This is a genomic window from Pseudomonas sp. Irchel s3f10 (assembly GCF_900187515.1).
Classification (GTDB): domain Bacteria; phylum Pseudomonadota; class Gammaproteobacteria; order Pseudomonadales; family Pseudomonadaceae; genus Aquipseudomonas; species Aquipseudomonas tensinigenes.
Genome location: NZ_FYDZ01000002.1, coordinates 25,968 through 49,883, shown reverse-complemented (window position 1 = coordinate 49,883; position 23,916 = coordinate 25,968). Strand labels below are relative to the sequence as shown.

The following is a 23,916-nucleotide window of genomic DNA, read 5'->3' as shown; positions in this document are numbered from 1 at the left end:
TCAGTGATCCTGAGATTGAGTATCGGCTGCGGCGAGGAACTCCAGCAGCGTTTGATTGAAGCGTTCGGGTTGATCGAGCGGGGTGGCGTGGCGCGAATCGGCGATCACCACCAGCCGCGCACTCGGCAGCAGTTTTACATAGGTTTCTTTCAGTGCCACCGGTGTGTAATCACGGTCGGCGCTGATGACGAGCGTTGGACAGGTCACCCGGGAAAGTCGTTCCTGAACGCCCCAGCCAACAATCGCATCGAAGCTGGCGAGATAAGCACGTTTGTCGTTTTTTGCCCAGCGCTCAGCCATTTTCTGCCGCAGATCGGCCTGTTCCGGTTTCGGAAAAATTTTGCCGCCGAGGGCTTTGCCGATGCTGGCGAGGCTGAGCACGCGCATCAGACTCCAGCGCTTGAACCACTGCCAGTAGTCATCGCGGCTACGCAGTTTGACTTCGGGCGCGCTGTTGACGATGGTCAGGCTCTTGAGCATTTGCGGATGATCGACGCCGAGCTGGAAGCCGATCATACCGCCCATCGACAGCCCGACGTAATGCACCGGGCCGAGACGCAAGTGCTCGATCAGCGCAACCAGGTCGGCGCTGAAACCGGCGATGCTGTAGCGCTCACGGGGTTTGTCCGAGCGCCCGTGGCCGCGAATATCCGGGACGATCACCCGATAGTGCGCGGCGAGCGCCGGGATCTGCATCTCCCAGTCGAGCGTGCTCGAACCGAGCCCGTGAACCAGTAGCAACGGCGTACCGTGGCCATATTCCTCGTAGTGCAGGTTGCAACCTTCGTGCTCGAAATACGCCATCGGTGAACTCCGTGTCAGGCTTGTTCAGGGGCGGCGAACGGTGCGTCCAGCGGCAAGGTGTCGAAGGTACGCAGCAGTTCGATGAGGATTTGCGTGGCCGGGCCCAAGGGTTTGTCCTTGTTCGAATACAGATAGAAGCTGGAATTGCGGTTGCCGCCCCTGTCCAACGGTAGCAGCTTGAGCGAGCCATCTTTCAGTTCTCGTTCGATCATATGTCGTGGCAGCCAGGCAAAACCGAGGCCGCTGCTGACGAACGTGGCGGCCGTGGCGAGGCTGCCGACGGTCCAGCGCTGTTCGGCGCCGAGCCAGCCGACATCCCGAGGCTGCTGGCGGCCGGAGTCGCGGATGACCACTTGCATCTGGGTCTCCAGATCCTGAAAGCTCAATTCGCGATTGAGCCGATGCAGCGGGTGATCGGGGTGGGCGACGGCGACGAACTCGACATCACTTAGCTCTGCACCTAGGTAACCGGGAATGCTCAGGCCGGTGATGGCCAGATCGGCCACGCCTTCGAGCAGCACTTCTTCGACACCCGACAACACTTCCTCGCGCAGACGCACGCGGCAACCGCGACTCTGCGGCATGAACGCGGTCAATGCGCGGACGATGCGTGCGCTCGGGTAGGCCGCATCGACCACCAGCCGCACCTCGGCTTCCCAACCTTGCTCCATATGGTGGGCAAGATCTTCCAGTTGGCTGGCCTGTTTCACCAGTTGCCGCGAACGTCGCAGCAATACGCCGCCGGCCTCGGTGAGCACGGCTTTACGCCCATCGATGCGCAGCAACGGCACGCCGAGCTGGTCCTGCATGCGGGCGACGGTGTAACTCACCGACGATTGCGAACGGTGCAAGGCCTCGGCGGCCTGGGCGAATCCGCCGTGGTCGACCACGGCCTGCAATGTTCGCCATTGATCAAGGGTCACGCGGGGCGCTTTCATCAATAGCTCCTCTTGTCCTAAGCTGGCCGTCCCTCATGGAGACTGCCGAATGAAAAAAATCTGTTGTGTGCTGCTGGCGCTGCTACCGCTGACTGCTTTTGCGTACCCGATCGATGTGCAGAAAGAACTCAGCGGCATGAAGATCGACTACGAGACCTTCGACACCGATAACGACATCGGCTCGATTCGGGTGGCGAACTACGGTGATGTCGACGCGACGTGCAAAGCGGTGTTCAGCAATGGTCCGGAAGCGCCGCGCACCCGCACAATCGATGTACCGGCGGGCAAACATAAAAACGCCACGGCCAAGTTCACCCGCGAGATCATCAAGCTGCGCATCAAACTGACCTGCGTCCCGAAATAACACCGATCCCTGTAGGAGTGAGCCTGCTCGCGATAGCGGTCTATCAGATGAATTGATGTTGGCTGACACGCCGCTATCGCGAGCAGGCTCACTCCTACAGGAGCATGGCTCAGCATCTAAACGAATTATTCGATACTTTGCAGCAATTATTTGCGCTTTTTCATCGATTCAACTCTGTTTAACCTTCACTCCATCGACTTACAACATTCTCGGATGGAGGCTACACACCATGTCCCGCGTTCTGATCATCGAAAGCAGCGCCCGCCAGCAAGACTCGGTATCCCGTCAACTGACCCAGACCTTCATCAGTCAGTGGAAAGCAGCGCATCCCAACGATCAGATCACCGTACGTGACCTCGCCGTGAACCCGGTTCCTCATCTGGACAGCAACCTGCTGGGCGGCTGGATGAAACCTGCCGAGCAGCGCAACGCCAACGAGCAATCGTCGCTGGATCGCTCCAACGAATTGACCGATGAGTTGCTCGCCGCCGACGTGCTGGTGATGGCCGCACCGATGTACAACTTTGCGATCCCGAGCACCCTCAAGGCCTGGCTCGACCACGTGCTGCGTGCCGGTGTGACCTTCAAGTACACCGAAACCGGCCCGCAAGGCCTGCTCAGCGGCAAACGTGCCTACGTGCTCACCGCTCGCGGCGGCATCTACGCCGGCGGTCCGGCCGACCATCAGGAACCGTACCTGCGCCAGGTCATGGGTTTCATCGGCATCAACGACGTGACCTTCATTCATGCAGAGGGCATGAACCTCGGTGGCGACTTCCAGGAAAAAGGTCTGAATCAGGCCAACGCCAAGCTGTCCCAGGTCGCTTGATATGTTAATCGCCAGATAATCGCCGATTGTTTAAGTGACCTGGCGCAACCCCTTCAAGGCTCTACGCGCATCGAACCTCCCTTTGCACTTGTTGCTCCTGAGTGCTGTAGCCCGATTGAACGCATTAGCGAGATCGGGCTTTTTTTTGCCTGCCGTTTCATCAAAAACACAAAAACAGAATTTTCCTACGTGATTCTCAGGTTGTCTGTCGGAAGGGGCATCCCTAGGCTTTGGCCTTGTCTGAACAGTCAGCGATCAAGGGAGATCACGATGCTCAAAAAAGTCATTGCCGCTATCGCATTCATTTCGGCACCCGCTTGGGCGAGCCCGCCCCCGTTCACCGGCACCGATTACAGCGGGGTTTATGAATGCAAAGGCATGGACAGCCACATTGGCGAATTCAAAGGCACGGTCGACATGCAACTCAATGCCAGGCAAAGCACTGGGCATTACGGCGCTTACACCTTCAGGCTGACCCTGGCGGATAAATCCGTGTACGACGGTTTTGCCGCTGCCAACGCAGACTCATTGGCGATTTACTTTGCTCACACAGACGCGGCCCTGAAAGATTTCGGTGTCGGTATCGCGCGGATGACCGCGGGCTCTGACGGCAAACTCGCTTTCAGCAAATACTATTACGGCCCTGAATACGAAGGCGGCGGTCACGGCATGGAAAACTGCGTCAAGGGCTGACTCCCCTGATTCCGTGGGGACGGCCAAGGGCGTTCCCACGCATGCTGTCTTTGCGCAGGGTTCGCGATCAGCCGTAAAACCCGCTATCGTCGCCGCCATTCGATTTCGAGGCGAGCATGGGCTATCTACTTTTTGTCACGCTGATTCAGGCGTTTTCCTTCAGCCTGATCGGCGAATACCTGGCCGGTCATGTCGACAGTTACTTTGCGGTGCTGGTACGTGTGGTGCTGGCTGGTCTGGTGTTCATTCCGTTGACCCGCTGGCGGTCGGTGGAACCTTCGTTCATGCGCGGCATGCTGGTGATCGGCGCCTTGCAGTTTGGCGTGACTTACGTCTGTCTGTATTTGAGCTTCCGCGTGCTGACGGTGCCGGAAGTATTGCTGTTCACTATCCTTACGCCGCTGCACGTGACGTTGATCGAAGACGCCCTGAACCGGCGCTTCAATCCGTGGGCGCTGATTGCGGCGCTGGTGGCGGTGGGCGGGGCGGCGGTGATTCGCTTTGACAGCATCAATCCGGACTTCTTCATGGGTTTTCTGCTGCTGCAACTGGCCAACTTCACCTACGCCGCAGGGCAGGTGATGTACAAGCATCTGGTGGCGAAACACCCGAGCGACCTGCCGCATTACCGGCGTTTCGGCTTCTTCTACCTCGGCGCGCTGGCGGTGGTGCTGCCTGCATTCCTGATGTTCGGCAAAGCCAACTTCCTCCCGGAAGCTCCACTGCAATGGGCCGTGTTGCTGTTTCTCGGTCTGGTCTCGACCGCGCTGGGCATGTACTGGTGGAACAAGGGCGCATGCATGGTCAACGGCGGCACGCTGGCGGTGATGAACAACCTGCATGTGCCGGTGGGGTTGCTGCTGAATCTGCTGATCTGGAATCAGCATGAGGAACTGGGGCGGTTGTTTCTCGGCGGCAGCGTCATCCTCGCCGCCGTATGGATCAGCCGACTGGGCATCCGCCGCACCGCATGATCCGGTGTAGGAGCTGCCGAAGGCTGCGATCTTTTGATCTTTTGATCTTTAAAGTCTAAAGATCGCAGCCTTCGGCAGCTCCTACAGGGGAATTGTGTTTTACAGGAGGTGCTTCTGCGGTTCGGGAATGCTGGCCGCGCCGAGTACCGCCGGCAGCAACCCGGAACGCAAATCCCCACCACTCGGCTGCTGATACAGGCTCAGCCCAAACTCCGGCAGCACTGCCAGCAGATAATCAAAAATATCCCCCTGAATCCGCTCGTAATCGGCCCACACCGTGGTGCGGGTGAAGCAATAGATCTCCAGCGGAATGCCCTGCGCGGTGGTCTGCATCTGCCGCACCATGCAGGTCATGTTCGGCTGAATCTCCGGATGACTCTTCAGATACGCCAGCGCATACGCGCGGAAAGTGCCGATATTGGTCATGCGCCGGCGGTTCGCCGACATCGCCGCGACATTGCCCTGTGCCTCGTTCCACGCCTTGAGTTCGGCTTTCTTGCGGCTCATGTAGTCGGTCAGCAAGTGCACCTGGGAGAGTTTTTCTTCCTCGTCATCGCGGATGAAACGCACGCCGCTGGCATCGATGAACAGGCTGCGCTTGATCCGTCGCCCGCCCGATTGCTGCATGCCGCGCCAGTTCTTGAACGACTCGGACATCAGCCGCCAGGTCGGAATGGAAACGATGGTCTTGTCGAAGTTCTGCACTTTGACCGTGTGCAGGGTGATGTCGACCACGTCGCCATCGGCGCCGACTTGTGGCATCTCGATCCAGTCGCCTACGCGCAACATGTCGTTGCTGGTCAACTGCACGCTGGCAACGAACGACAGCAGCGTGTCCTTGTAGACCAACAGAATCACCGCCGACATCGCACCCAGACCGGACAGTAGCAACAGCGGCGAGCGGTCAATCAACGTGGCGACAATGATGATCGCGCCAAACACGTACAAGACCATTTTCGCCAGTTGCACGTAGCCTTTGATCGAGCGCGTGCGGGCGTGCTCGGTGCGTGCATAGATGTCGAGCAGGGCATTGAGCAGGGCGCTGACCGACAGCAGCAGGAACAGAATGGTGAACGACAGTGCCACGTTACCGAGAAAGGTCATGGCGGTTTTACTCAGTTCCGGCACCAGATGCAGGCCGAACTGGATCACCAGCGACGGCGTCATCTGCGCCAGGCGCTGAAATACCTTGTTGTGGCGAAAGTCATTGATCCAGTGCAGCGACGGCTGGCGGCCGAGCATGCGGCTGGCGTGCAGGATCAGGTAACGCGCCACTCGTCCGAGCACCAGCGCGATCACCAATAACAAGGTCAGCGCGAGGCCGGCCTGCAACAGTGGATGCTGTTCGAGGGTGCCCCAGAGGTCTTGGGCGTTGAGCCAGAGCTGTTTGAAATCCATATGAGCAACGATTCTTCTGTAAGACGCGATGGGTGATTAGAGCATTTAAGCCGCCGTGTATTACCGTTGGAGACAAATCGAGCAACAAAAAAGCCACTGATTACGTCCGTTTGTATAAAGAAACTCGGCCTGAGCGCTCGAAACCGGTAACCTATGCAGCTGTTTTTTTGCATATCTTCGAGGTAGCACCCGTGTTTTCCCAATTCGCCCTGCACGAACGCCTGCTTAAAGCTGTGGCCGAGCTGAAATTTGTCGAGCCAACGCCTGTGCAAGCCGCGGCCATTCCGCTGGCGCTCCAAGGGCGTGATCTGCGGGTGACGGCGCAAACCGGTAGCGGCAAAACCGCCGCTTTCGTTCTGCCAATCCTCAATCGCCTGATCGGCCCGGCCAAGGTTCGCGTCAGCATCAAGACGCTGATCCTGCTGCCGACCCGTGAACTGGCCCAGCAGACGCTGAAGGAAGTTGAACGTTTTTCGCAGTTCACTTTCATCAAGTCCGGCCTGATCACCGGCGGTGAAGACTTCAAGGTCCAGGCCGCGATGCTGCGCAAAGTGCCGGACATCCTCATCGGCACCCCGGGCCGGATGATCGAGCAACTCAACGCCGGCAACCTCGACCTCAAAGAAGTCGAAGTGCTGGTGCTCGACGAAGCCGACCGCATGCTCGACATGGGTTTCGCCGAAGACGTGCAGCGTCTGGTCGACGAATGCCCGAACCGTCAGCAGACCATGCTGTTCTCCGCCACCACCGGCGGTTCCGGCCTGCGCGACATGATCGGCAAGGTGCTGAACAACCCTGAGCACTTGCAGCTCAACGCGGTCAGCCAACTGAACTCGACCACCCGTCAGCAGATCATCACCGCCGACCACAATCAGCACAAAGAGCAGATTGTGAACTGGCTGCTGGCCAACGAGACCTACCAGAAGGCTATCGTCTTCACCAACACCCGCGCCATGGCCGACCGCATCTACGGCCGCCTCGTGGCTCAGGAATACAAAGCGTTCGTGCTGCACGGCGAGAAAGACCAGAAGGATCGCAAACTGGCGATCGACCGTCTGAAGCAGGGCGGCGTGAAGATTCTGGTCGCGACCGACGTCGCGGCCCGTGGTCTGGACGTCGATGGTCTGGATCTGGTGATCAACTTCGACATGCCACGCAGCGGCGACGAATATGTGCACCGTATCGGTCGTACTGGCCGTGCCGGTAACGACGGTCTGGCGATCTCGCTGATCTGCCACGGCGACTGGAACCTGATGTCGAGCATCGAGCGCTACCTGAAGCAGAGCTTCGAGCGCCGTACGATCAAGGAAGTCAAAGGCACCTACGGCGGACCGAAAAAGGTCAAGGCTTCGGGCAAAGCCGTTGGCGTGAAGAAGAAAAAGACTGACGCCAAGGGCGACAAGAAAAAAACTGCCGCCAAGACGCCGACCAAGCGCAAGAGCGCCAACCGTCCGAAGCCGGACTCGTTGGTAAGCAGCGACGGCATGGCACCGCTGAAGCGCCGCAAGCCGGCCGAGCCTGCGGCTGAGTAAGTTTCAGGCGCGCATAAAAAACCCGGACAATGTCCGGGTTTTTTTTCGTCCATCAGTTGCCGAGTTGGCCACTGGTGTCGGCGTCAAAGCGCCGCTTGGCTTGATCCGCCGCCGGTTTCAATGCGGCGAGCAAGGCCGATTCGCTGTACAGCCGCGTGACCGCCAGATCCTTCGGCGTTGGCTCAATCGGGATCAATACGTCCTCACCGTCGGCATGCAGCCATATCGCCACAACATGCAGCGCCGAGACAAACAGCACGCGCAACTCAACGGTCTTGCCCTGGAGTTGCGGTGCTTGTTCCGCCAGTTTCAGCGCATTCACCGTCGCGGCGGCGTGATCGCCGTGGTTCAACGAAGCAAACTCGACATGCCCGCGCACCTCGGCCAGTTGTGCATCGGCAATCGTCACGCCGTCGGCAAACACCAGGTAATGCCAGTCGCCGATTCGCGTGTCTTGCAGACCTTTGCCTTGGCTCAGGTCCTCCAGGTTCAACGAGTAGCCGCGATAGGCCTCACTGAGGCTGATCTTCGCAGGTGCTGCGTTGGCGAATTGGCGATTAGCGCCAAAGCCCTGGGTTTGCAGTGCGGCTTGCAGCGCCGGGCGCAAAGTCTGAACGCCGTTGGAAGGCGCCTTTGGATAAGTCAGTTGCATGATGTCGCCCTCCTAGTTTTTCATAGTGAAGTAAGTGTGGGTCCAATTGCCGCCGCCGTTGTAGGCGCGGGGGAAGGCGTTTAGTGCGCGGGTCGAATAGCCGTAGATCGAGTCCGCGACCAACAGGTAATCGCCGTTGGTGCCATAAATCGTCAGGAAATGCGCACCGCCACCGTACCAGGCGCAGCGCAAGCCGACCGGGCGGCCCATGCTGATCTGGTTCTGGATGGCCGACATCTGCAGCGAACCCTGATTCATGCCGTTGTAGCTACGGGTGGTTTGCAGCGCCGAATCCAGATAGCCGTAAACGTTGCACGGCCCTGGCTGATTGCAGCAGTTGCGATCGAGCTGGGTGCTGGCCACGCCGCACTGCGTCCAGTTGCCGGTGCCGTAATAGTTGCCGACCGAGGCGGACACGGCGGCCCAGCACCAGTTGGTCTGGGTCTGTTTCTGCATGTTGAAGTTGAGGCTGCCGGCGGCGAGTGCGCTGAGCTGTTCAGCGGCTTCGACTTCGGCGAGTTGCGGGTCGAGCAGGTGACCGGCCAGGCACCTTGGCAGTGATTCGCCGGTGAATTGTGTTGCTGCTGTGGTTAACATTTTTCAATCCTCCATGAGTGAAAACAAGCATCCAGCTTGTGTGGGTGTTGCGGTATTGCTGAGCGATCGGCGCTTAACGGTTGCCATCTTCTGTGGCCGGTTCCGGTCTCCTTGCTCGAGGTAACCCTAGTCAGAGTTATGCGTTAATGCAAATAAATAAATGCACCAATGCATTTTTAAGCGCAAAAAATCGCAGTCTGCAACAGCTCTTACAGGATTTTGTGTAAGAGCTGCCGCAGGCTGCGATTTTTTGATCTTGCTGTTAGCCCTCGGTCTTCTTCTCGGCAGAATTCAGTTCTTTCAACCGCTGATCAATCAACTGGCACTTGTCCGGCAGATCCTTGCTGGCCGTGCCCAGGTCCATTTTTTGCAATTCAGCATTGATCTCCTTGGCCTTGGCCGGATTCTGCTCGGTCAGCTTCGAGACTTCCTTGGCTAATTGTTCGCGTTTGGCGGTGGCTTCTTCCGGCGTGCAGGCCCAGACGGGCAGGGCGCAGGCCAGGGTGGCGGCGAGGGTGAGCTTGATCAGGGTTTTCATCGGGGCAGGCCTCAGTTCCGGTTAAGGCGGTTAATCGGTTGAGGCCTTGAGCGGGAGAAAAGTTCATTGCTCATCACTCAGAGTGGCAGCAGCTCGACCTGGAATCGCCTTCATAACGATCATGATGCCGCACCCATTCCATGATCTCGTCCTCATTCCTGCCCTTGGGCGTGAGGTCTAGATAGTTGTAGGCACCGACCAGCATGTCGAGACCGCGAGCGTAAGTTGAGTAGGTGTGGAAGATGTCGCCCTTTGCATCACGATAAAACACGCTCAACCCCGGCATTTCCTATTCGGCGCTGTCAGTCTTTTCGTAGTTGTACGTAGCCTTTCCCGCCGCGACATCCTCAGCCCGTGCGCAAACGCCGAAGTCATAGTTGAAGTCGCAACCCTCTGACGACACCCAGTCAAACTTCCAGCCCATGCGCCGTTTAAAGTCCTGAAACTCGTTGAAGGGGGCGTGAGAAACAGCCACTACGGCGATGTCGTGATGCGCCAGATGCAGGTTGGCGCCATCGATGTGGTCACTGAGAAACGAGCAACCCTGGCAGCCTTCCTCCCAGTCTTTGGCAAACATGAAGTGGTAAACCACCAATTGGCTGTGTTTGCCGAACAGGTCAGCGAGTTTCAGCTCACCGTTGGGGCCTTGGAAGTGGTAATCCTTATCGACTTTTACCCATGGCAACGCACGACGCTCGGCGCTGAGCCGGTCGCGCTCTTTGGTGAAAGCTTTTTCGTCGGCGAGATGTTGCTTACGGGCGGCGAGCCATTCTTCGCGCGATACCACCGGATGATTCTCAACGTTCATGATGATTTCTCCTGCGGGGGTTGAAACCGTCTGTTTCAGACTAGTCGTTTAACCCTGCGGGAAATCGACAGACCGTCGGTCGGTCGGCTCGGCAAATGCGGCTGAACGGCTGCGAGCCACTCCGGTCACAACCTATGAACGCGCCATAAATCACGCGCACCGGAGGTTGTATCAGGATGACGACTTATAACTGGGATTTGATTGAACGCTTGCTGCACGAAGTGCAGAACAGTGCCGGCCACAGCTTTGCCCCACGGGCTTATGCCGAAGACTATGCGGCGGAGCAAGCCAGCGCGGGCGAGCCGATCGAGAACCTTGATCACCTGAAAACGCTGGCTTGCGACTATGAAAGACTGCTGCTCCTGCGCGGCTATATCGCACCGCGCCCGGATGAGGAGGGCAGCACCGGAAACAACTTTGTGCTGACCCCGCGCGGTTCCAGCCTGCTGAGCCTGATCGACAGCAGCATTCCCGGTAACGATCATCCGCGTCAGGTGCTGGATGAGCAGGAAGATGCGCTGGCCGAGGCCACGTTCGACGAAGTGGCTTCAAAAGCCCAGATCGCCTGAGTTCACGCGGATCCCCCTGTAGGAGTGAGCCTGCTCGCGATTGCGGTCTTTCAGTCAACATTGATGTCACTGGAAGTCCGCTATCGCGAGCAGGCTCACTCCTACATTGGATTCGGGTATGTTCAGGTTTTTTGCGCAGCCTTCAGGCATTTGAGGTCGTTGAAGTCTTTACGCACACCCTCGATCTTCTTCAACAACCGCTGACGCTGTTGCGGCGTACTTTCGGCCATCAAATCCACCGCCAGCGAGCGTCCCTGCGCTTCAGTATCGGCGAAGGCCTTGCGGTAATCCGCTGTCCATAAACTCTCGCGATTGACCAGAAGCGTCTCGATTCTCTGTGGGAATTCGGGACTTTTGCGTTGTGCGACGGCGGCACTGAATTGCTTCTGCCAATGGGCGCGGTTGGCGATCCATTGGGTGTACTGATCGCCCAGGGCGGTTGACCAGGCCATGACCCGCTGTTCCTGGGTGGCGCTCAAGGGGCCGAGCCAGTCATTCAGGCGTTTAACCATTCGCGCGCCACGCTCGGCAATTTGCTGATCGAGCGGTGGTTTGAGGTATTCCTGCTGACGCTTGCGCAGATCCTTGGCAAACGCGTCATTCATCTCGGCAACCTGTTTGTCATCCAGCCCTTGCAGCAACTCGATCGCCGACGGGGTGATCTCTCGAGCGGTTTCGGCAATGGCCTGCTTGGCTTCCGTAGTGCGCGCCTGTAACGCAGCATCGGTGACCTGATTGGTTTCGATCATGGTCTGCAGGCGATCAAGCCAGTCCAGATAACCCGGCAATTGCGTGGTGCAATGCCAGCTCAGGTGGTCCTTGAGGCGTTCGTTGAACCAGTCTTTCTGCTCGCCGTTCATGTCCAGGTAATCGCCGAGCGTCCACGGAATAATGACGTCGAGATTGCGGTACGCCAGGCCGACACGGCTGCAGGCGCCGAGGGCGAGGGTAAAGATCAGTAACGCGGCGATGTGTTTGAACCAGCGAGACATGGGCGAATCCTTGCGTGAGCCTGGCTTCGAGGGACTGATTCCTATGTGAACGCAGAATGAACCCGGCAGTTCAGCCAATCAATAGAACGCGCGCGCAGCCTTGAGGGTGACGAGGCCGTCGCACTCGCTGTTGTGCCCGGAGTAGGCCGAACAATCGCTGCCGCTGAGACTGGAGTTGCTGTAGATCAGATCGAGATCGACGCCCATGAACGGTCGGGACAATTTCACCGACCAGTCGGTAAAACTGCTGACATAACCACCGTCGACGGCGACGGGCGTGTTCAGTTGGTGGGTGGTGTATTTCATGCTGACGCCGATGCCGAATGGCTGGTTGCCGCCAAGATCGGCAAACAAGGTGTTGTTCTGTTTATCCGGATCGTTGCTGAAGGCCACACCGAAACGGCTGCCGAGCAAGGTCAGACCACCGAACAGCTCTTGGCTGTCGAGGGTATCTACCTTGGGATAGCTGTAGTGGATCATCCCGACTTCGTAGCCGAGGGTCTGATCGAAAGGCTGTTTAAAACCGACGTAGGAATCGATTTCGAGGTTCTTGCCTGGGGAGATGCCCATACTCGGTGCGTACTGGCCGACATAGAGGCCGCTGTCGTGGCTCAGGTCGAGGCCGCCGTGAAAAGAACCGACTGCCGCTGGTTTGACCAGGCCCTGAGCCATGCTACGTGTGGGCGTGGTGCCGAGCTTTAGGTCGAAGTCGCCGAGTTCACGGCGGAAAATCTGCGCGTGCGCGGTCGCACTGGCCAAAAGGCCTACGAGTAATAAACAGGATGTTCTGCGCATGCGTCACTCCATGAACAGCGAGGGCAGGTCGGCGGGCCTGCTGAAACGCTTGATCTAGACGCGTGCAAGAATACCGGCGAATGCTCGGCATTGAAGGCCGTTCGTCGATTTACAAGGATTTTTGTTTAAAACGGGGGGGGATGTTGCGCGGTGCCAGTCCAGACGCTTCGAAGCTCAAAGCGCCTCTGGACGGGTGTAAAACCGGGTATTACTTCTTGCCCAGGCTGATCTGCTTGGACGGGCCGAATGTCTGGCCACTGACGCCTTTGGCAATTTGCTGAATCTCGCCGCCAGACTTGAGGAACGCTGCGATCTGATCGTTGATCGATTCGCTGGTTTCAACGGCTGGAGCTGGCTTTGCTTTGCTGGTGGATGCTTTTACACGCATGGCGGCCATTAACCTGTAGAAAAGTAACTCGGCCAGGCATCGTACAGGAATAACTTGACAATTGCTTGGTAAATATCCCCCGGAATAACCCAGCGCAGTGCTGCATTATTCTCGATTGAATATTCGATATATCCGCCTAACCTGCTGTTTTAAATAAGAACATTTGGGCTGGGCGGCATTCAAATACTCAGCCGCGAGCGGTGCTGCCTGCCAGACGAGCGGCACCTCAACCCAGCCGCACACAAGGAAAATCAAGGCGTTGCGCAGAATTCCGACGCGTGCGGATCTGCCGCCCGACGGCCAGCACAAAAACGGGTAGAATGCCGCCCACGCAATGAGGGTTCTGGAAATGGCTTTAGTCGGGCGTTACAACAGTTTGCAAGTGGTTAAACACACTAACTTCGGTTTATATCTGGACGGCGGTGCTGACGGCGAGATTCTTTTGCCTAATCGTTATATCCCGAAAGATATTCCTACCGAAGATGAAGATTGGCTCAACGTATTTGTTTATCTGGACAGCGAAGACAAACTTCTCGCTACCACGGAAAAACCGAAAGTTCAGGTCGGTGAATTTGCCAGTCTGAAAGTCGTTGAGGTCAACAGCATCGGTGTGTTCCTCGATTGGGGGCTGCCGAAGGATCTGTTGCTGCCGTATTCCGAAGAAAAACGCCAGATGACCGCTGGCGAATACTGCGTGGTGCATGTCTACCTCGACAAGCACACCCGCCGCATCACCGCCACTGCGCGTCTGGATCGCTACCTCGACAAGACCCCGGCCAACTACAGCCCTGGCCAGGAAGTTGATCTGCTGGTTGCCGAAGCCACCGACATGGGCTTCAAGGCGATCATCAACAACAAGCACTGGGGTTTGATCCACAAGAACGAAATCTTCAAGTTCATGCGCGCCGGCATGATCGAGAAGGGCTACATCAAGGAAGTCCGTGCCGACGGCAAGATCGCCCTGAGCCTGCAGCCGGTTGGTCAGGAAGCGGCGAGCAGCCTGAACTCGAAGATCCTCGCCAAGTTGCGCGATAACAGCGGCACGCTGCCGGTCAGCGACAAGAGCGATCCGGCGTTGATCAGCAGCCTGTTCGGCGTCAGCAAAGGCAACTTCAAGAAGGCCATCGGTGCGCTGTACAAGGAAGGCAAGATCGTCATTCATGCCGATCGCATTGAACTAACCTGAGCCTTGGGTGGCCCATGTTGCATGGGGCACACACGAGGTCGGGTCGATGAACAAAGCGCTGATTGCCTACGTTGCCACGCTGGTGACGTTTCTGTTGCTCGACGGTATCTGGCTCGGCCTGTTGATGGCGCCGACCTATCGCGAACTGCTCGGTTCGCTGATGCTCGAAAAACCGCTGCTGGTTCCGGCAGCGGTTTTTTATTGCCTGTATGTTTTTGGCTGCGTGGTGTTTGTGGTGACGCCGGCCGTGACATGGCAATGGGCGGCGAAGCGGGGCGCGTTGTTAGGGCTGATAGCTTACGGCACCTATGACCTGACCAATTGGGCGACATTGCGCGGCTGGTCGGTGCAGGTGACGTTGATGGATTGGGCGTGGGGGACGTTTGCTACTGCTGTGGCTTGTAGCGTTGGGTTTTTGCTGGCGAGGCGGTTTGGCAAGACTGCTCGGTAATGTGTGTTGGCAGTGCCGGCCCCTTCGCGAGCAGGCTCGCTCCCACAGGGGAACGCACTCCAAAGTGGGAGCGAGCCTGCTCGCGAATGGCGGCGTAGCCGACAGCCATTCACCCCTGACGCCACTGAAGCACAAAATGTCTTTTCCAGACGGCTTTTTCCCTCTGACTGATTGATAATCCCCGGCACTATTTTCTGACCATTGGATGGCCTGCCATGTTTTGTGTGTTCGAGGTGCTGCGGTGATTGTCGAGCGGCGCAGTGCCGACAGTTTTGCCCTGCAAGTGATGATCGGCCTCTGCCTGATCTGGGGCGTGCAGCAGGTGATGATCAAGTGGGCCGCAGCGGACATCGCGCCGGTGATGCAGGCGGCGGGACGCTCAGGGATTTCAGCGTTGCTGGTCGGCTTGCTGATCTGCTGGAAGGGCGGTTGGGATCAGGTCGGCAACACCTGGCGCGGTGGCTTGCTGGCCGGTGCGCTGTTCGGTCTGGAGTTCTTCTTCATCGCCGAAGGCTTGCAACTGACCACCGCCGCACATATGTCGGTGTTCCTCTACACCGCACCGATCTTCACCGCGTTGGGCGTGCATTTTCTGCTGGCCAGTGAGCGCCTGCGACCGTTGCAATGGCTGGGCATTTTGCTCGCGTTCATCGGCATTGCAATTGCTTTCGCCGGCGGCGTGTCATGGGACAACCTTGACCGGCGCATGCTGCTCGGCGATGCCTTTGGCGTGCTGGCCGGTGCCTGTTGGGGCGCGACCACCGTGGTGGTGCGCGCCTCGCGTCTGTCGGAAGCACCGGTGACGCTGACCCTGTTCTATCAGTTGATCGTCGGCTTCCTCGGCCTGCTCTTGATCGCGCTGTTCAGCGGCCAGATCACCCACGTCAGCCTGACCACTGTGGCGGTGGCTAGTGTGCTGTTCCAGGGCCTGGTGGTGTCGTTCTTCAGTTACCTGATCTGGTTCTGGCTGCTGCGTCGGTATCTGGCAGCCAACCTTGCGGTGTTTTCGTTCATGACGCCGTTGTTCGGCGTGACCTTCGGCGTGCTGCTGCTCGGCGAACAATTGAGCGTGAACTTCGTCATCGGCGCCGTGCTGGTGCTGTTCGGCATCACTTTTGTCAGCGCCGAGCAGTGGCTGCGTCGGCGTTTGCGCAGGGCGCTGGGCCAGCGCTAGTCGACTGCATCGCCAGGCCGCCAGCGATCAGCAAGCCGCTGCCGGCGATTACCAGTGCCGGATGCAGGCCGCCGCTGAAATGGCTGCTCAGCGCCGCCAGCAACGGGCCGCTGAGTTGGCCGACGGCAAAGCAGGCGGTCAGCATCCCGGCGTTGCGCTGGGTGGCGTGCGGCGCCAATTCCCGCGAGCGCTGCATGACCAGTTGCATGCAGGCGAGGAATGGCGTGCCGCACAGGATCACCCCCAGCGCGAGGCCAATGCCGCTGCCCAGCAGGCAAGCGAACACACCGGCCGCTTGCAGGCACAAAGTCGCCATCAACCAGTGCCGTGTAGTTTCAGGATCATGCCGACGCAAGCTCACCAGCACCACACCGATCGCTGCACCCAAACCAAAGCACGGCCAGAACAAATCGGCCTGCCACTGCCCGTGGAACTGCGCATTGGCCATTTGCGACAGGAAGGTCGCCGGAATGATGTACCCAACGCCGTAAAGCGCATAAATCAAGGCCAGCCGGCCAATGCCCCGATTCGATGGACTGACCGGCGCTGCAACCACCGTCGCCGTTGCGACAGGCGTTGGCAGCAGTCGCCAGACCCCCAGCATCATCACCAACGCAGCCGCTGCATAAATCAGCCACAACGTTGCGGACGTCTGATTCAGCAGATGTGAGACCAGCGCCAACAACCCTGTCAGAAAAATCCCCAAACCCGGTCCGGCAAATACCAGAGCGCCCAATCTCGGACGACCTGCTGCCGCCGCCAATGGTTGACTCAACGAAGTGATCATCACCAGCACCCAGGCACTTGCTACCCCGGTGCCGAAGCGCAGCAGCAAGTGCGACCAGAAGCCATTGGCCCAGAACGACGCCAGTGTCAGCAGCACGCACAACCACAGGCCGCCGTGCAGGCGCCGCTGAACTTGCTGCGGGCGATGCGCAAACATCGCGTCGACCGCACCGAGCAAGTAGCCGAGGTAGTTGGCCGCAGCGATCAGACCGGCGGCCGTCAGGTCGATCTGGCCTTCGCTGAGCAGGTGCGGCATTTGCGGGGTGAGGGCGAAACGCCCGATGCCCATGGCCATCATCAGGGCAACGAAGCAAGCGGATAAGCGAATCAGGGGCGACATGGTCGGGATTCCTTGGAAGGATCAATGACCGTCAGGCTAGGACTGATTGACTTTCTTTAAAATTGAATAATAGTGAGTAACTTGTTCTGTTCTGGAGAAAGGTTGTGGAGTTCAGCCAATTGCGGATCTTTCAGGCCGTCGCCGAAGAAGGGTCAATCACCCGCGCAGCCGAACGCTTGCACCGAGTGCCGTCGAACCTGTCGACGCGGCTCAAACAGCTGGAAGAGCAACTCGGTGTCGAGCTTTTCGTTCGTGAGCGTCAGCGTTTGCAACTGTCGCCTGCGGGAAAAGTCCTGCTGGACTACACCGGCAAACTGTTCGCCTTGCGCGATCAGGCCAGTGCGGCGGTGATGGGCGGCAAACCGGCTGGCGATTTTGCGTTGGGCACTATGTACAGCACGGCGGCGATTCATCTGCCGGCGCTGCTGGCGCGTTATCACAAACAGTATCCAGCGGTGAATCTGCAGGTGCAGTCGGCGCCCAGTGGAGAGTTACTGGAAGGCTTGCTCACCGGTCGTCTTGATGCCGCGTTGGTCGATGGTCCGCTGGAGCTGGCCGGGCTCGACGGCGTACCGTTGTGCGAAGAGCGGCTGGTGCTGATCACTGAAATCGATCACCCGCCGGTCAGCAGCGCCCGAGATGTCGAAGGACGCTCGGTGTTTACCTTTCGCCAGGGCTGCTCCTATCGCATGCGTCTGGAAGCCTGGTTTTCGCACTACCACGCGACCATGGGCCGGGCGATGGAGATCGAGTCGTATCAAGGCATGCTCGCCTGCGTGATTGCCGGCAGTGGCGTGGCGCTGATGTCGGAGTCGATGCTGGCCAGTCTGCCGGGGCGCGATAGCGTCGCGGTGCATCCGTTGGCCGAGCCATTCGCGGCTGCGACAACATGGCTCATGTGGCGCAAGGGCATGCTCGGCGCCAACCTCAATGCCTGGATCGAGGTTCAGCAGGCCGTCTATCCTGCGGGTCAGATCGAAACCCGGGAAACAGCCTGAACCAATGGCGGCATATTCTGTTCAATTCAGTAACAGATCATTGCGGATTTGGCCGAGCATTACGTAGGACTTCGGACTATTATCAGTGCGAAGCGACCTCAGAATTCCGGCCGCTCAGCACCACCCTGAAGGGGGCATGACGATGAAAGAGAAAATTCAAAACTGGCTGCACGATTTGGGTGTTGCCCTCGGTTTGATCGAACCGCCTCTGCAACCTGTACCGATCCGCACCGATGACGAGCAGCGCCGCCGTCAACAACGGCGCCGGTAACGCCCCCGATCCGAGATCAAGGATTCAAGATCAAGAGATCGCAGCCTGCAGCAGTTCCTGCATTAATCCGTGTAGGAGCTGCCGCAGGCTGCGATCTTTTGCTTTTCAATGCCGCCCGATTTCCAGCAAAAAACGGCTCAAGTCATTCGCGGTCTTGGCGGTCTTGAGCATGCGGTCTTCCTCGGCGGTGAACGCCGTCAGTCCGAATTCATCTTCCAGGTGAAAGATCAGATCCTCGATATCGGCTTTCTCCAGGCCCAGTTGTACCAGGCTGGTGTTGTCGTTGAATTCGCGGGTTTCCAGCAGACGCCGGATATATCGATGCACGGCGGCACGCACGGCAGCTCTTCTCATGGCAGATATTTCTGATTGTTGTTGTGCTTGAGTGAAGCAGGCCTCAGGCGCGGCCGCGCAACCACTCGTCAATCATCGAGCGCAAATGCTCCCCGGAAAAGCTGCCGAAGTGCCCGCCATGCACCGTGCGGATCGGCAACGCCTGCACACGCCGCAGACTGCTGGCGTAATCCTCAAGATTGGAGTGGTAGGCGTCTTCGATCAGCGGCCCGTCGTAGATGATGTCGCCGCTGAAAAGGGTTTCAGTCGCCGCTTCATACAGGCTGATCCCGCCCGGCGAATGCCCCGGTGTGTGCAGCACTTGCAGCGTGCGATTGCCCAGATCGAGCACATCGCCGTCCTCGACAAATCCGGTGGCCGGCGCGGCTTTGACCCGGTATTCGGCGTAGCACAACGGGCAGTCCGGATGCGCTTCAAACATGTCGTCGCCGACGAAGGCGCGGCTCAGATCGTTCTCGCCATCCGGCGCTGCAAGGATGTCCGCTTCGGCGCGATGCACCAGCCGTTCAGCAAATTCGTGATGCCCGGCGATATGGTCGAAATGGCAATGACTGGCCACCGCCACCAGCGGTCGCTCGGTGATCCACGGCAATTGTTCGCGCAGGCTGACCAGCCCTGAACCGCTATCCAGCAACAAGTCTTTGTCACGGCCCTGAATGTGCCAGAGGTTGCAGCGGTAAAACGGCTGAATATACGGCTCGTGAATAAGCCGGATGCCATCGCTCAGGTGCTGCACCTCGAACCACTGATCACGAGAAACGATCTTCATCAGTACTTTTCTCTCGGCGTAAAAAAACGAGTGTGGCAACCGACGCCACACTCGTCGAAGAAAGTATCAAGTCGTTATGTTTCAGCTTAGATCGCGCGGGCCACCGAGACAGGACGGCGCGAGGCGAGGCTGACCACCACGAAACTCACCAGACCCACAGCCAGGCTGTAGTAGATCGGCGTGTTCGCATCCAGACCGTCCTTGAACATGAACAGCAGCGCCGTGGCAAAACCCAGGCCCATGCTGGCTATGGCGCCGGCGGTGGTCGCGCGTTTCCAGAAGATTGCCCCCATCAGCGGGATCAGCATGCCGCCCACCAACAGGTTGTAAGCGAGAGTCAGCGCACTTATCACGTCGTTGACCACCAGCGCGATACCCAGCACGACAATACCGGTGAGCAAGGTGAACAGGCGGTTGACGCCCAGGCTCGACTGTTTGCCGCCACGCAGCTTCGGCAGCAAGTCTTCAGTCAGGGTGGTGGCTGCGGCGAGCAGGCCGGCGCTGGCGGTGGACATCATCGCCGCCAGTGCAGCCGCGATCACCAGACCCCGGATGCCGTCCGGCAGCGACAGTTTGACGATGGCGGCGAAGGCGTTGTTGACGTTGTCCAGATCCGGGATCAGCACGTGCGCCGCCATGCCGATCAGCGCGCAAGCCAGGCCGTAGAGGATGCAGTAGATACCCGCAATGCTGCCGGCGTATTGCGCGACTTTGGCGGTCTTGACGGTGAACACCCGTTGCCAGATGTCCTGACCGATCAGGATGCCGAAGAAGTAGATCATGAAGTAGGTGATGATCGTGTCCCAGCCGATGGTGGTGAAGCTGAAGGCGGTCGCCGGCAGTTTCAGCACCAGTTCGTCCCAACCGCCGACGCGGTACAGGCAGATCGGCAACAGAATGAACATCAGGCCCACGGTCTTGATGATGAACTGGACGATGTCGGTCAGGGTCAGCGACCACATGCCGCCGATCGCCGAGTAGATCACCACCACGCCACCACCGACGAGTACCGAAACCCAGAATGGCAGGTCAAACAGCACTTGCAGGACGGTGCCGATCGCCAGGATCGAGGTCACGCCGATCATCAGCGCGTAGGCCAGCATGATTGCCGCGCTCGCCGAGCGGGCCATCGGGTTGTAGCGTTTTTCCAGGACCTGGGTAACGGTGTAGATCTTCAGTTTCAGCAGCGGTTTGGCGAGGAACAGGTTCAGCGCAACGATGCCGCAACCGAGTGCCGCGCACAGCCAGAAACCGGAGATGCCGTGCACGTAACCGAGACGCACGGTGCCGACGGTGGACGCGCCACCGAGCACGGTTGCGGCCATGGTGCCCATGTACAGGCTCGGGCCGAGGTTACGCCCGGCGACGAGAAAGTCCTCGTTGGTCTTGGCCTTGCGCATGCCGAAGTAGCCGAGCAAGAGCATGCCGGCGGCGTAGATGAGGACGACGAATAAATCCAAAGCCATGATGGCGTGTCTCCGATTGTCTTTTTTATGTTGAGGCTGAATTCGAATCTCACTGTGGGAGCGAGCCTGCTCGCGAAGGCGGTCTGTCAGTCACATCAATGTTGAATGAGCTGAAGTCTTCGCGAGCAGGCTCGCTCCCACAGGGGATCTGCGTCAGGCGGCCTGGCGCAGTTGAGGTTTTACTGCGGCTTCACGCCGGGCATCCTTCGGGCCGAACACTTCGCGCGGTTCCGGGAACAGGCTCAGCAGCGTCAGGTACACCACCGAAGCCAGGCCCAGGGTCACCGGCAAACTGATGTCGATACCGCCGGCCATTTCACCCAGCGGGCCGACGAACTGCCCCGGCAAATTGACGAAGCACAGGCCAACCGCCGCGCTCGGGATCCACGCCCCCAGACCGCGCCAGTTCCAGCCGTGGCTGAACCAGTAGCGCCCGCCCTGTTCGCCACGGGTGAACACTTGCAGGTCATCCGGGCAGTAGAAGCCGCGACGCACCACCAGGCCGATGATCATGATCACCATCCACGGCGTGGTGCAGGTGATGATCAGCACGGCGAAAGTCGACACGCTCTGCACCAGGTTCGCGGCAAAGCGGCCGATGAAGATGAAGGCAATCGACAGCACGCCGATCAGCAGCGTCGCTTTCACTCGTGACAGCACTCGGGGGAACACGCTGGACATGTCCAGCCCGGTGCCATACAGCGAGGTGGTGCCGGTGGACATACCGCCGATCACCGCAATCAGGCACACCGGCAGGAAGAACCAGCTCGGCGACACCGCCAGCAAACCACCGACATAGTTGTTCGCCGCGATGTAGTCCGGCGCCTTGATCGCGACGATGGTCGCGGTGCTCAGGCCGAACAGGAACGGGATGAACGTGGCGATCTGCGACAGCACAACCGCCGCCATGATCCGTTGCTTGGAGGTGTCACGCGGGATGTAGCGCGACCAGTCGCCGAGGAACGCGCCGAAGGAAATCGGGTTGCTCATCGCCACCAGCGCAGCGCCGATGAACGCGGCCCAGAAGCCCGGCTGACCGAGGCTCACAGTGCCCGTGTAATGCGCGTCGAAAGGACCGGCGAAGGCGAAGATGCCCAGCAGGAACAACAGGCTGGCGCTCCACACCGCGATCTTGTTCACCCACAGCAGAAAGCGGAAGCCGTAGATGCACACGGTCAGCACCAGAATCGCGAACAGACCGTAGGCCAGGCCCAGAGTCAGGTCGGTTTCCGGCAGACCGATCAGGCGTTTTGCACCACCAATCAGCGCATCCCCCGAACTCCACACCGAGAGCGAGAAAAACGCGATAGCGGTCAACAGCGACAGGAACGAACCGACGATCCGCCCGTGTACGCCGAAGTGCGCACCGGACGACACGGCATTGTTGGTGCCGTTGAGCGGGCCGAACAGGCCCATCGGTGCGAGGATCAGCGAGCCAAGCAGCACGCCCAGCACAATCGCCCAGACGCCGGCCTGAAAAGACAGACCGAACAGCACCGGGAAACTGCCGAGCACGGCGGTGGCAAAGGTATTCGAACCACCGAAGATCATCCGGAACAAGTCCGTCGGGCCTGCGCTGCGTTCGTGGTCCGGGATCTGTTCGACCCCGTGGGTTTCAATCTGCGTAAGGCTTTGGTCGTTGTTGTTGTTATTCATGATCTGCTCCGATCATAAAGGCGCGCCTCATCGTGTGTGAGGCGTCACCTGTTTTGGCTAAGGGGATGGCAGCCCTTCCGGCATTGCGGACAAATGTTCGTGACAGGCCAGCCAATGGCCTTGTTGTTCTAGGCTCGACGCGTGTTTCTTGAAAACAATCGTCTCGCGCTCCTGGCTGAAGTGTTGCTCCCCTTGCATGCGCAGCTCGGTGGCCACGTCATGGATGAAAATCGCCACGTCACCCTGCAGGCTGACGAAGGCGTTGCTCGAAGTGCACGAGAGCACTTCGAAGCCATCCTCGGCGCGCCAGCTGTCCCACAAGGCCTGATAGGCATCGCGCGACAGCAGCGGCTGTTCAAGGGTGTAGAAAACGAAACTTGCATCGGCGCTGAACGCGCCGAAATAAGCTTCGCGATCGTTACGGGCGAAGGCAGCCACCAGTTCGGCGGCCGCTTGCAAAACCTGATCACGTTCGTTCATGACCCGACCCTCAGCGATGGACCACGCCAGGCAGTACGCAGAGCATTTCGTACAGCAGGTTGGCGGCCAGCAGCGAGGTGTTGCCGGTGGTGTCATAAGCGGGCGAGACTTCTACCAGATCGCAACCGATCAGGTCGAGGCCTTGGCAGCCGCGAACGATTTCAATCGCCTGAATGGTCGTCAGACCACCGATTTCCGGGGTGCCGGTGCCAGGTGCCCAGGCCGGGTCGATGCCGTCGATGTCGAAGCTCAGGTATACCGGGCCGCCGCCGACTTTTTCGCGTACTTCGGCCATCAGCGGCGCCAGCGACTTGTGCCAGCACTCTTCGGCCTGCACCACGCGGAAACCCTGATCGCGGCTCCAGTTGAAGTCATCAGCGGTGTAACCCTGGGCGCGCAGACCGATCTGCACCACGCGATCGCAGTCCAGCAGACCCTCTTCGACGGCGCGACGGAAGGTGGTGCCGTGAGCGATCTTCTCGCCGAACATGTGATCGTTGACGTCAGCGTGGGCATCGATGTGCACCAGACCGACCTTGCCGTGCTTTTTATGAATCGCGCGCAGGATCGGCAGGGTGATGGTGTGGTCGCCACCCAGGGTCATCGGGATCACGTTGTGCTCGAGAATGTTGTCGTAGGCTTCTTCGATGATGCGCACGGCGTCGAGCAGGTTGAAGGTGTTGATCGCCACGTCACCGATATCGGCCACCGACAACGAGTCGAACGGCGCCGCGCCGGTGGCCATGTTGTACGGGCGGATCATTACTGATTCGGTACGGATGTCGCGTGGCCCGAAGCGGGTACCGGGGCGCAGCGAAGTACCGATGTCCAGTGGCACGCCAACAAAGGCAGCGTCCAGGCCGGCAGCGGTCGGTACATGGGGAAGTCGGAGCATGGTGGCGATGCCGCCGAAGCGCGGCATTTCGTTGCCGCCCAGTGGTTGGTGAAGAATCTTGTCCACGGGTAAGGCCTCATCGTCTTTGTTTTATTTATGTCGGCGCGCCGTTGAGCACAGGTTCGGACGCCGCTGTGGGGCTGATGATGCGAAATGTAGTGGGGGGAAAGAATCGCTACGGGCAAAAACTTAGTTCAGATTTTTCTAAACTAATGGCGA

Annotated in this window: 27 protein-coding genes and 1 pseudogene; 11 read left to right on the top strand and 17 right to left on the bottom strand. The window is 59.0% G+C overall.

Annotated features, from left to right (window positions below):
* Together CKW17_RS05340 and CKW17_RS05335 are read right to left on the bottom strand one after the other, a co-directional pair.
* Complete coding sequence (locus CKW17_RS05340; RefSeq protein ID WP_095119067.1) at nt 1-804, bottom strand: alpha/beta fold hydrolase; 804 nt, start codon at nt 802-804, stop codon at nt 1-3.
* Nucleotides 805-818: 14 nt separating this feature from the next.
* On the bottom strand, nt 819-1,742 hold the full coding sequence (locus tag CKW17_RS05335) for a LysR family transcriptional regulator (protein ID WP_007914443.1): 924 nt from the start codon (nt 1,740-1,742) through the stop codon (nt 819-821).
* A 49-nt stretch (nt 1,743-1,791) separates the two neighbouring features.
* On the opposite strand from CKW17_RS05335, the gene CKW17_RS05330 reads away from it, so the two are divergent.
* From CKW17_RS05330 to CKW17_RS05315, 4 genes are all read left to right on the top strand, one after another.
* Nucleotides 1,792-2,106: a 3-phosphoglycerate kinase gene (locus CKW17_RS05330; RefSeq protein WP_095119066.1), complete on the top strand. Its 315-nt coding sequence runs from the start codon at nt 1,792-1,794 to the stop codon at nt 2,104-2,106.
* 229 nt (nt 2,107-2,335) lie between these two features.
* Nucleotides 2,336-2,935, top strand: a complete 600-nt coding sequence (locus tag CKW17_RS05325) for an FMN-dependent NADH-azoreductase (RefSeq protein ID WP_095119065.1) — start codon at nt 2,336-2,338, stop codon at nt 2,933-2,935.
* Between the two features lie 270 nt (nt 2,936-3,205).
* Entirely contained in the window at nt 3,206-3,628 is a 423-nt protein-coding gene (locus tag CKW17_RS05320; protein WP_095119064.1) for a hypothetical protein, read from the top strand.
* 116 nt (nt 3,629-3,744) lie between these two features.
* Nucleotides 3,745-4,602, top strand: a complete 858-nt coding sequence (locus CKW17_RS05315) for a carboxylate/amino acid/amine transporter (RefSeq protein WP_095119063.1) — start codon at nt 3,745-3,747, stop codon at nt 4,600-4,602.
* Nucleotides 4,603-4,701: 99 nt separating this feature from the next.
* Here CKW17_RS05315 and CKW17_RS05310 read toward each other — a convergent pair whose 3' ends face one another.
* The gene (locus CKW17_RS05310) at nt 4,702-6,000 is read right to left on the bottom strand and encodes a mechanosensitive ion channel family protein (RefSeq protein ID WP_038358493.1); all 1,299 of its coding nucleotides are present in this window, start codon (nt 5,998-6,000) and stop codon (nt 4,702-4,704) included.
* 191 nt (nt 6,001-6,191) lie between these two features.
* Here CKW17_RS05310 and CKW17_RS05305 point away from each other — a divergent pair, with 191 nt between their 5' ends.
* Nucleotides 6,192-7,532: a DEAD/DEAH box helicase gene (locus tag CKW17_RS05305; protein ID WP_007914470.1), complete on the top strand. Its 1,341-nt coding sequence runs from the start codon at nt 6,192-6,194 to the stop codon at nt 7,530-7,532.
* A gap of 52 nt (nt 7,533-7,584) precedes the next feature.
* Here CKW17_RS05305 and CKW17_RS05300 read toward each other — a convergent pair whose 3' ends face one another.
* From CKW17_RS05300 to CKW17_RS05285, 4 genes and pseudogenes are all read right to left on the bottom strand, one after another.
* Nucleotides 7,585-8,184: a hypothetical protein gene (locus CKW17_RS05300; RefSeq protein ID WP_095119062.1), complete on the bottom strand. Its 600-nt coding sequence runs from the start codon at nt 8,182-8,184 to the stop codon at nt 7,585-7,587.
* A gap of 12 nt (nt 8,185-8,196) precedes the next feature.
* Nucleotides 8,197-8,781 carry a papain-like cysteine protease family protein gene (locus CKW17_RS05295; protein WP_095119061.1) on the bottom strand — a complete coding sequence of 195 codons (585 nt, stop codon included), beginning with the start codon at nt 8,779-8,781 and terminating at the stop codon, nt 8,197-8,199.
* 262 nt (nt 8,782-9,043) lie between these two features.
* Nucleotides 9,044-9,319 (bottom strand): hypothetical protein, encoded by a 276-nt coding sequence (locus CKW17_RS05290; protein WP_016985949.1) that lies wholly within the window; start codon nt 9,317-9,319, stop codon nt 9,044-9,046.
* 73 nt (nt 9,320-9,392) lie between these two features.
* Nucleotides 9,393-10,127, bottom strand: a pseudogene (locus tag CKW17_RS05285) (DUF899 domain-containing protein).
* A gap of 176 nt (nt 10,128-10,303) precedes the next feature.
* Between CKW17_RS05285 and CKW17_RS05280 the strand changes: the two are divergent.
* Complete coding sequence (locus tag CKW17_RS05280; RefSeq protein WP_095119060.1) at nt 10,304-10,696, top strand: transcriptional regulator; 393 nt, start codon at nt 10,304-10,306, stop codon at nt 10,694-10,696.
* Between the two features lie 122 nt (nt 10,697-10,818).
* On the opposite strand, the gene CKW17_RS05275 is transcribed toward CKW17_RS05280, so the two are convergent.
* The 3 genes from CKW17_RS05275 to CKW17_RS05265 form a co-directional block, all read right to left on the bottom strand.
* Nucleotides 10,819-11,688, bottom strand: coding sequence for a DUF6279 family lipoprotein (locus CKW17_RS05275; protein WP_095119059.1), 870 nt, complete (start codon nt 11,686-11,688; stop codon nt 10,819-10,821).
* Nucleotides 11,689-11,766: 78 nt separating this feature from the next.
* Complete coding sequence (locus CKW17_RS05270; protein ID WP_095119058.1) at nt 11,767-12,483, bottom strand: TorF family putative porin; 717 nt, start codon at nt 12,481-12,483, stop codon at nt 11,767-11,769.
* 208 nt (nt 12,484-12,691) lie between these two features.
* Entirely contained in the window at nt 12,692-12,880 is a 189-nt protein-coding gene (locus tag CKW17_RS05265; RefSeq protein WP_016985943.1) for a hypothetical protein, read from the bottom strand.
* Between the two features lie 340 nt (nt 12,881-13,220).
* Between CKW17_RS05265 and CKW17_RS05260 the strand changes: the two genes are divergently transcribed.
* The 3 genes from CKW17_RS05260 to CKW17_RS05250 all read left to right on the top strand — a co-directional run bounded on the left by CKW17_RS05260 (nt 13,221) and on the right by CKW17_RS05250 (nt 15,682).
* Entirely contained in the window at nt 13,221-14,057 is an 837-nt protein-coding gene (locus CKW17_RS05260) for a S1 RNA-binding domain-containing protein (RefSeq protein ID WP_095119057.1), read from the top strand.
* A gap of 46 nt (nt 14,058-14,103) precedes the next feature.
* The gene (locus CKW17_RS05255) at nt 14,104-14,508 is read left to right on the top strand and encodes a DUF2177 family protein (RefSeq protein WP_095119056.1); all 405 of its coding nucleotides are present in this window, start codon (nt 14,104-14,106) and stop codon (nt 14,506-14,508) included.
* A 241-nt stretch (nt 14,509-14,749) separates the two neighbouring features.
* Nucleotides 14,750-15,682 carry a DMT family transporter gene (locus tag CKW17_RS05250; RefSeq protein ID WP_095119055.1) on the top strand — a complete coding sequence of 311 codons (933 nt, stop codon included), beginning with the start codon at nt 14,750-14,752 and terminating at the stop codon, nt 15,680-15,682.
* Here CKW17_RS05250 and CKW17_RS05245 read toward each other — a convergent pair.
* The gene (locus CKW17_RS05245; RefSeq protein WP_095119054.1) at nt 15,627-16,808 is read right to left on the bottom strand and encodes an MFS transporter; all 1,182 of its coding nucleotides are present in this window, start codon (nt 16,806-16,808) and stop codon (nt 15,627-15,629) included. The two genes, CKW17_RS05250 and CKW17_RS05245, sit on opposite strands and share 56 nt — an antisense overlap.
* A 104-nt stretch (nt 16,809-16,912) precedes the next feature.
* Between CKW17_RS05245 and CKW17_RS05240 the strand changes: the two genes are divergently transcribed.
* Nucleotides 16,913-17,806: a LysR family transcriptional regulator gene (locus tag CKW17_RS05240; protein ID WP_095119053.1), complete on the top strand. Its 894-nt coding sequence runs from the start codon at nt 16,913-16,915 to the stop codon at nt 17,804-17,806.
* A gap of 142 nt (nt 17,807-17,948) precedes the next feature.
* Nucleotides 17,949-18,077 carry a PA1414 family protein gene (locus CKW17_RS30530; RefSeq protein WP_007914492.1) on the top strand — a complete coding sequence of 43 codons (129 nt, stop codon included), beginning with the start codon at nt 17,949-17,951 and terminating at the stop codon, nt 18,075-18,077.
* Nucleotides 18,078-18,182: 105 nt separating this feature from the next.
* Here the strand turns inward: CKW17_RS30530 and CKW17_RS05235 are convergent, their stop codons facing one another.
* The 6 genes from CKW17_RS05235 to speB form a co-directional block, all read right to left on the bottom strand.
* Nucleotides 18,183-18,431: a phosphopantetheine-containing protein gene (locus tag CKW17_RS05235; protein WP_034153223.1), complete on the bottom strand. Its 249-nt coding sequence runs from the start codon at nt 18,429-18,431 to the stop codon at nt 18,183-18,185.
* A gap of 43 nt (nt 18,432-18,474) precedes the next feature.
* Complete coding sequence (locus CKW17_RS05230) at nt 18,475-19,200, bottom strand: MBL fold metallo-hydrolase (RefSeq protein ID WP_095119052.1); 726 nt, start codon at nt 19,198-19,200, stop codon at nt 18,475-18,477.
* 86 nt (nt 19,201-19,286) lie between these two features.
* Entirely contained in the window at nt 19,287-20,666 is a 1,380-nt protein-coding gene (locus CKW17_RS05225; protein ID WP_095119051.1) for a sodium:solute symporter, read from the bottom strand.
* Nucleotides 20,667-20,819: 153 nt separating this feature from the next.
* On the bottom strand, nt 20,820-22,322 hold the full coding sequence (locus tag CKW17_RS05220; RefSeq protein WP_095119050.1) for a cytosine permease: 1,503 nt from the start codon (nt 22,320-22,322) through the stop codon (nt 20,820-20,822).
* Nucleotides 22,323-22,379: 57 nt separating this feature from the next.
* Nucleotides 22,380-22,802 carry a nuclear transport factor 2 family protein gene (locus CKW17_RS05215; protein ID WP_095119049.1) on the bottom strand — a complete coding sequence of 141 codons (423 nt, stop codon included), beginning with the start codon at nt 22,800-22,802 and terminating at the stop codon, nt 22,380-22,382.
* A gap of 10 nt (nt 22,803-22,812) precedes the next feature.
* Nucleotides 22,813-23,763: an agmatinase gene (gene speB, locus CKW17_RS05210; protein WP_003222717.1), complete on the bottom strand. Its 951-nt coding sequence runs from the start codon at nt 23,761-23,763 to the stop codon at nt 22,813-22,815.
* Nucleotides 23,764-23,916: the final 153 nt, after the last annotated feature.

Coding starts and splice junctions, on each gene's coding strand:
- CKW17_RS05340 (WP_095119067.1), bottom strand. CDS start 804: ATGGCGTATTTCGAGCACGAAGGTTGCAACCTGCACTACGAGGAATAT.
- CKW17_RS05335 (WP_007914443.1), bottom strand. CDS start 1,742: ATGAAAGCGCCCCGCGTGACCCTTGATCAATGGCGAACATTGCAGGCC.
- CKW17_RS05330 (WP_095119066.1), top strand. CDS start 1,792: ATGAAAAAAATCTGTTGTGTGCTGCTGGCGCTGCTACCGCTGACTGCT.
- CKW17_RS05325 (WP_095119065.1), top strand. CDS start 2,336: ATGTCCCGCGTTCTGATCATCGAAAGCAGCGCCCGCCAGCAAGACTCG.
- CKW17_RS05320 (WP_095119064.1), top strand. CDS start 3,206: ATGCTCAAAAAAGTCATTGCCGCTATCGCATTCATTTCGGCACCCGCT.
- CKW17_RS05315 (WP_095119063.1), top strand. CDS start 3,745: ATGGGCTATCTACTTTTTGTCACGCTGATTCAGGCGTTTTCCTTCAGC.
- CKW17_RS05310 (WP_038358493.1), bottom strand. CDS start 6,000: ATGGATTTCAAACAGCTCTGGCTCAACGCCCAAGACCTCTGGGGCACC.
- CKW17_RS05300 (WP_095119062.1), bottom strand. CDS start 8,184: ATGCAACTGACTTATCCAAAGGCGCCTTCCAACGGCGTTCAGACTTTG.
- CKW17_RS05295 (WP_095119061.1), bottom strand. CDS start 8,781: ATGTTAACCACAGCAGCAACACAATTCACCGGCGAATCACTGCCAAGG.
- CKW17_RS05290 (WP_016985949.1), bottom strand. CDS start 9,319: ATGAAAACCCTGATCAAGCTCACCCTCGCCGCCACCCTGGCCTGCGCC.
- CKW17_RS05280 (WP_095119060.1), top strand. CDS start 10,304: ATGACGACTTATAACTGGGATTTGATTGAACGCTTGCTGCACGAAGTG.
- CKW17_RS05275 (WP_095119059.1), bottom strand. CDS start 11,688: ATGTCTCGCTGGTTCAAACACATCGCCGCGTTACTGATCTTTACCCTC.
- CKW17_RS05270 (WP_095119058.1), bottom strand. CDS start 12,483: ATGCGCAGAACATCCTGTTTATTACTCGTAGGCCTTTTGGCCAGTGCG.
- CKW17_RS05265 (WP_016985943.1), bottom strand. CDS start 12,880: ATGGCCGCCATGCGTGTAAAAGCATCCACCAGCAAAGCAAAGCCAGCT.
- CKW17_RS05260 (WP_095119057.1), top strand. CDS start 13,221: ATGGCTTTAGTCGGGCGTTACAACAGTTTGCAAGTGGTTAAACACACT.
- CKW17_RS05255 (WP_095119056.1), top strand. CDS start 14,104: ATGAACAAAGCGCTGATTGCCTACGTTGCCACGCTGGTGACGTTTCTG.
- CKW17_RS05245 (WP_095119054.1), bottom strand. CDS start 16,808: ATGTCGCCCCTGATTCGCTTATCCGCTTGCTTCGTTGCCCTGATGATG.
- CKW17_RS30530 (WP_007914492.1), top strand. CDS start 17,949: ATGAAAGAGAAAATTCAAAACTGGCTGCACGATTTGGGTGTTGCCCTC.
- CKW17_RS05235 (WP_034153223.1), bottom strand. CDS start 18,431: ATGAGAAGAGCTGCCGTGCGTGCCGCCGTGCATCGATATATCCGGCGT.
- CKW17_RS05230 (WP_095119052.1), bottom strand. CDS start 19,200: ATGAAGATCGTTTCTCGTGATCAGTGGTTCGAGGTGCAGCACCTGAGC.
- CKW17_RS05225 (WP_095119051.1), bottom strand. CDS start 20,666: ATGGCTTTGGATTTATTCGTCGTCCTCATCTACGCCGCCGGCATGCTC.
- CKW17_RS05220 (WP_095119050.1), bottom strand. CDS start 22,322: ATGAATAACAACAACAACGACCAAAGCCTTACGCAGATTGAAACCCAC.
- CKW17_RS05215 (WP_095119049.1), bottom strand. CDS start 22,802: ATGAACGAACGTGATCAGGTTTTGCAAGCGGCCGCCGAACTGGTGGCT.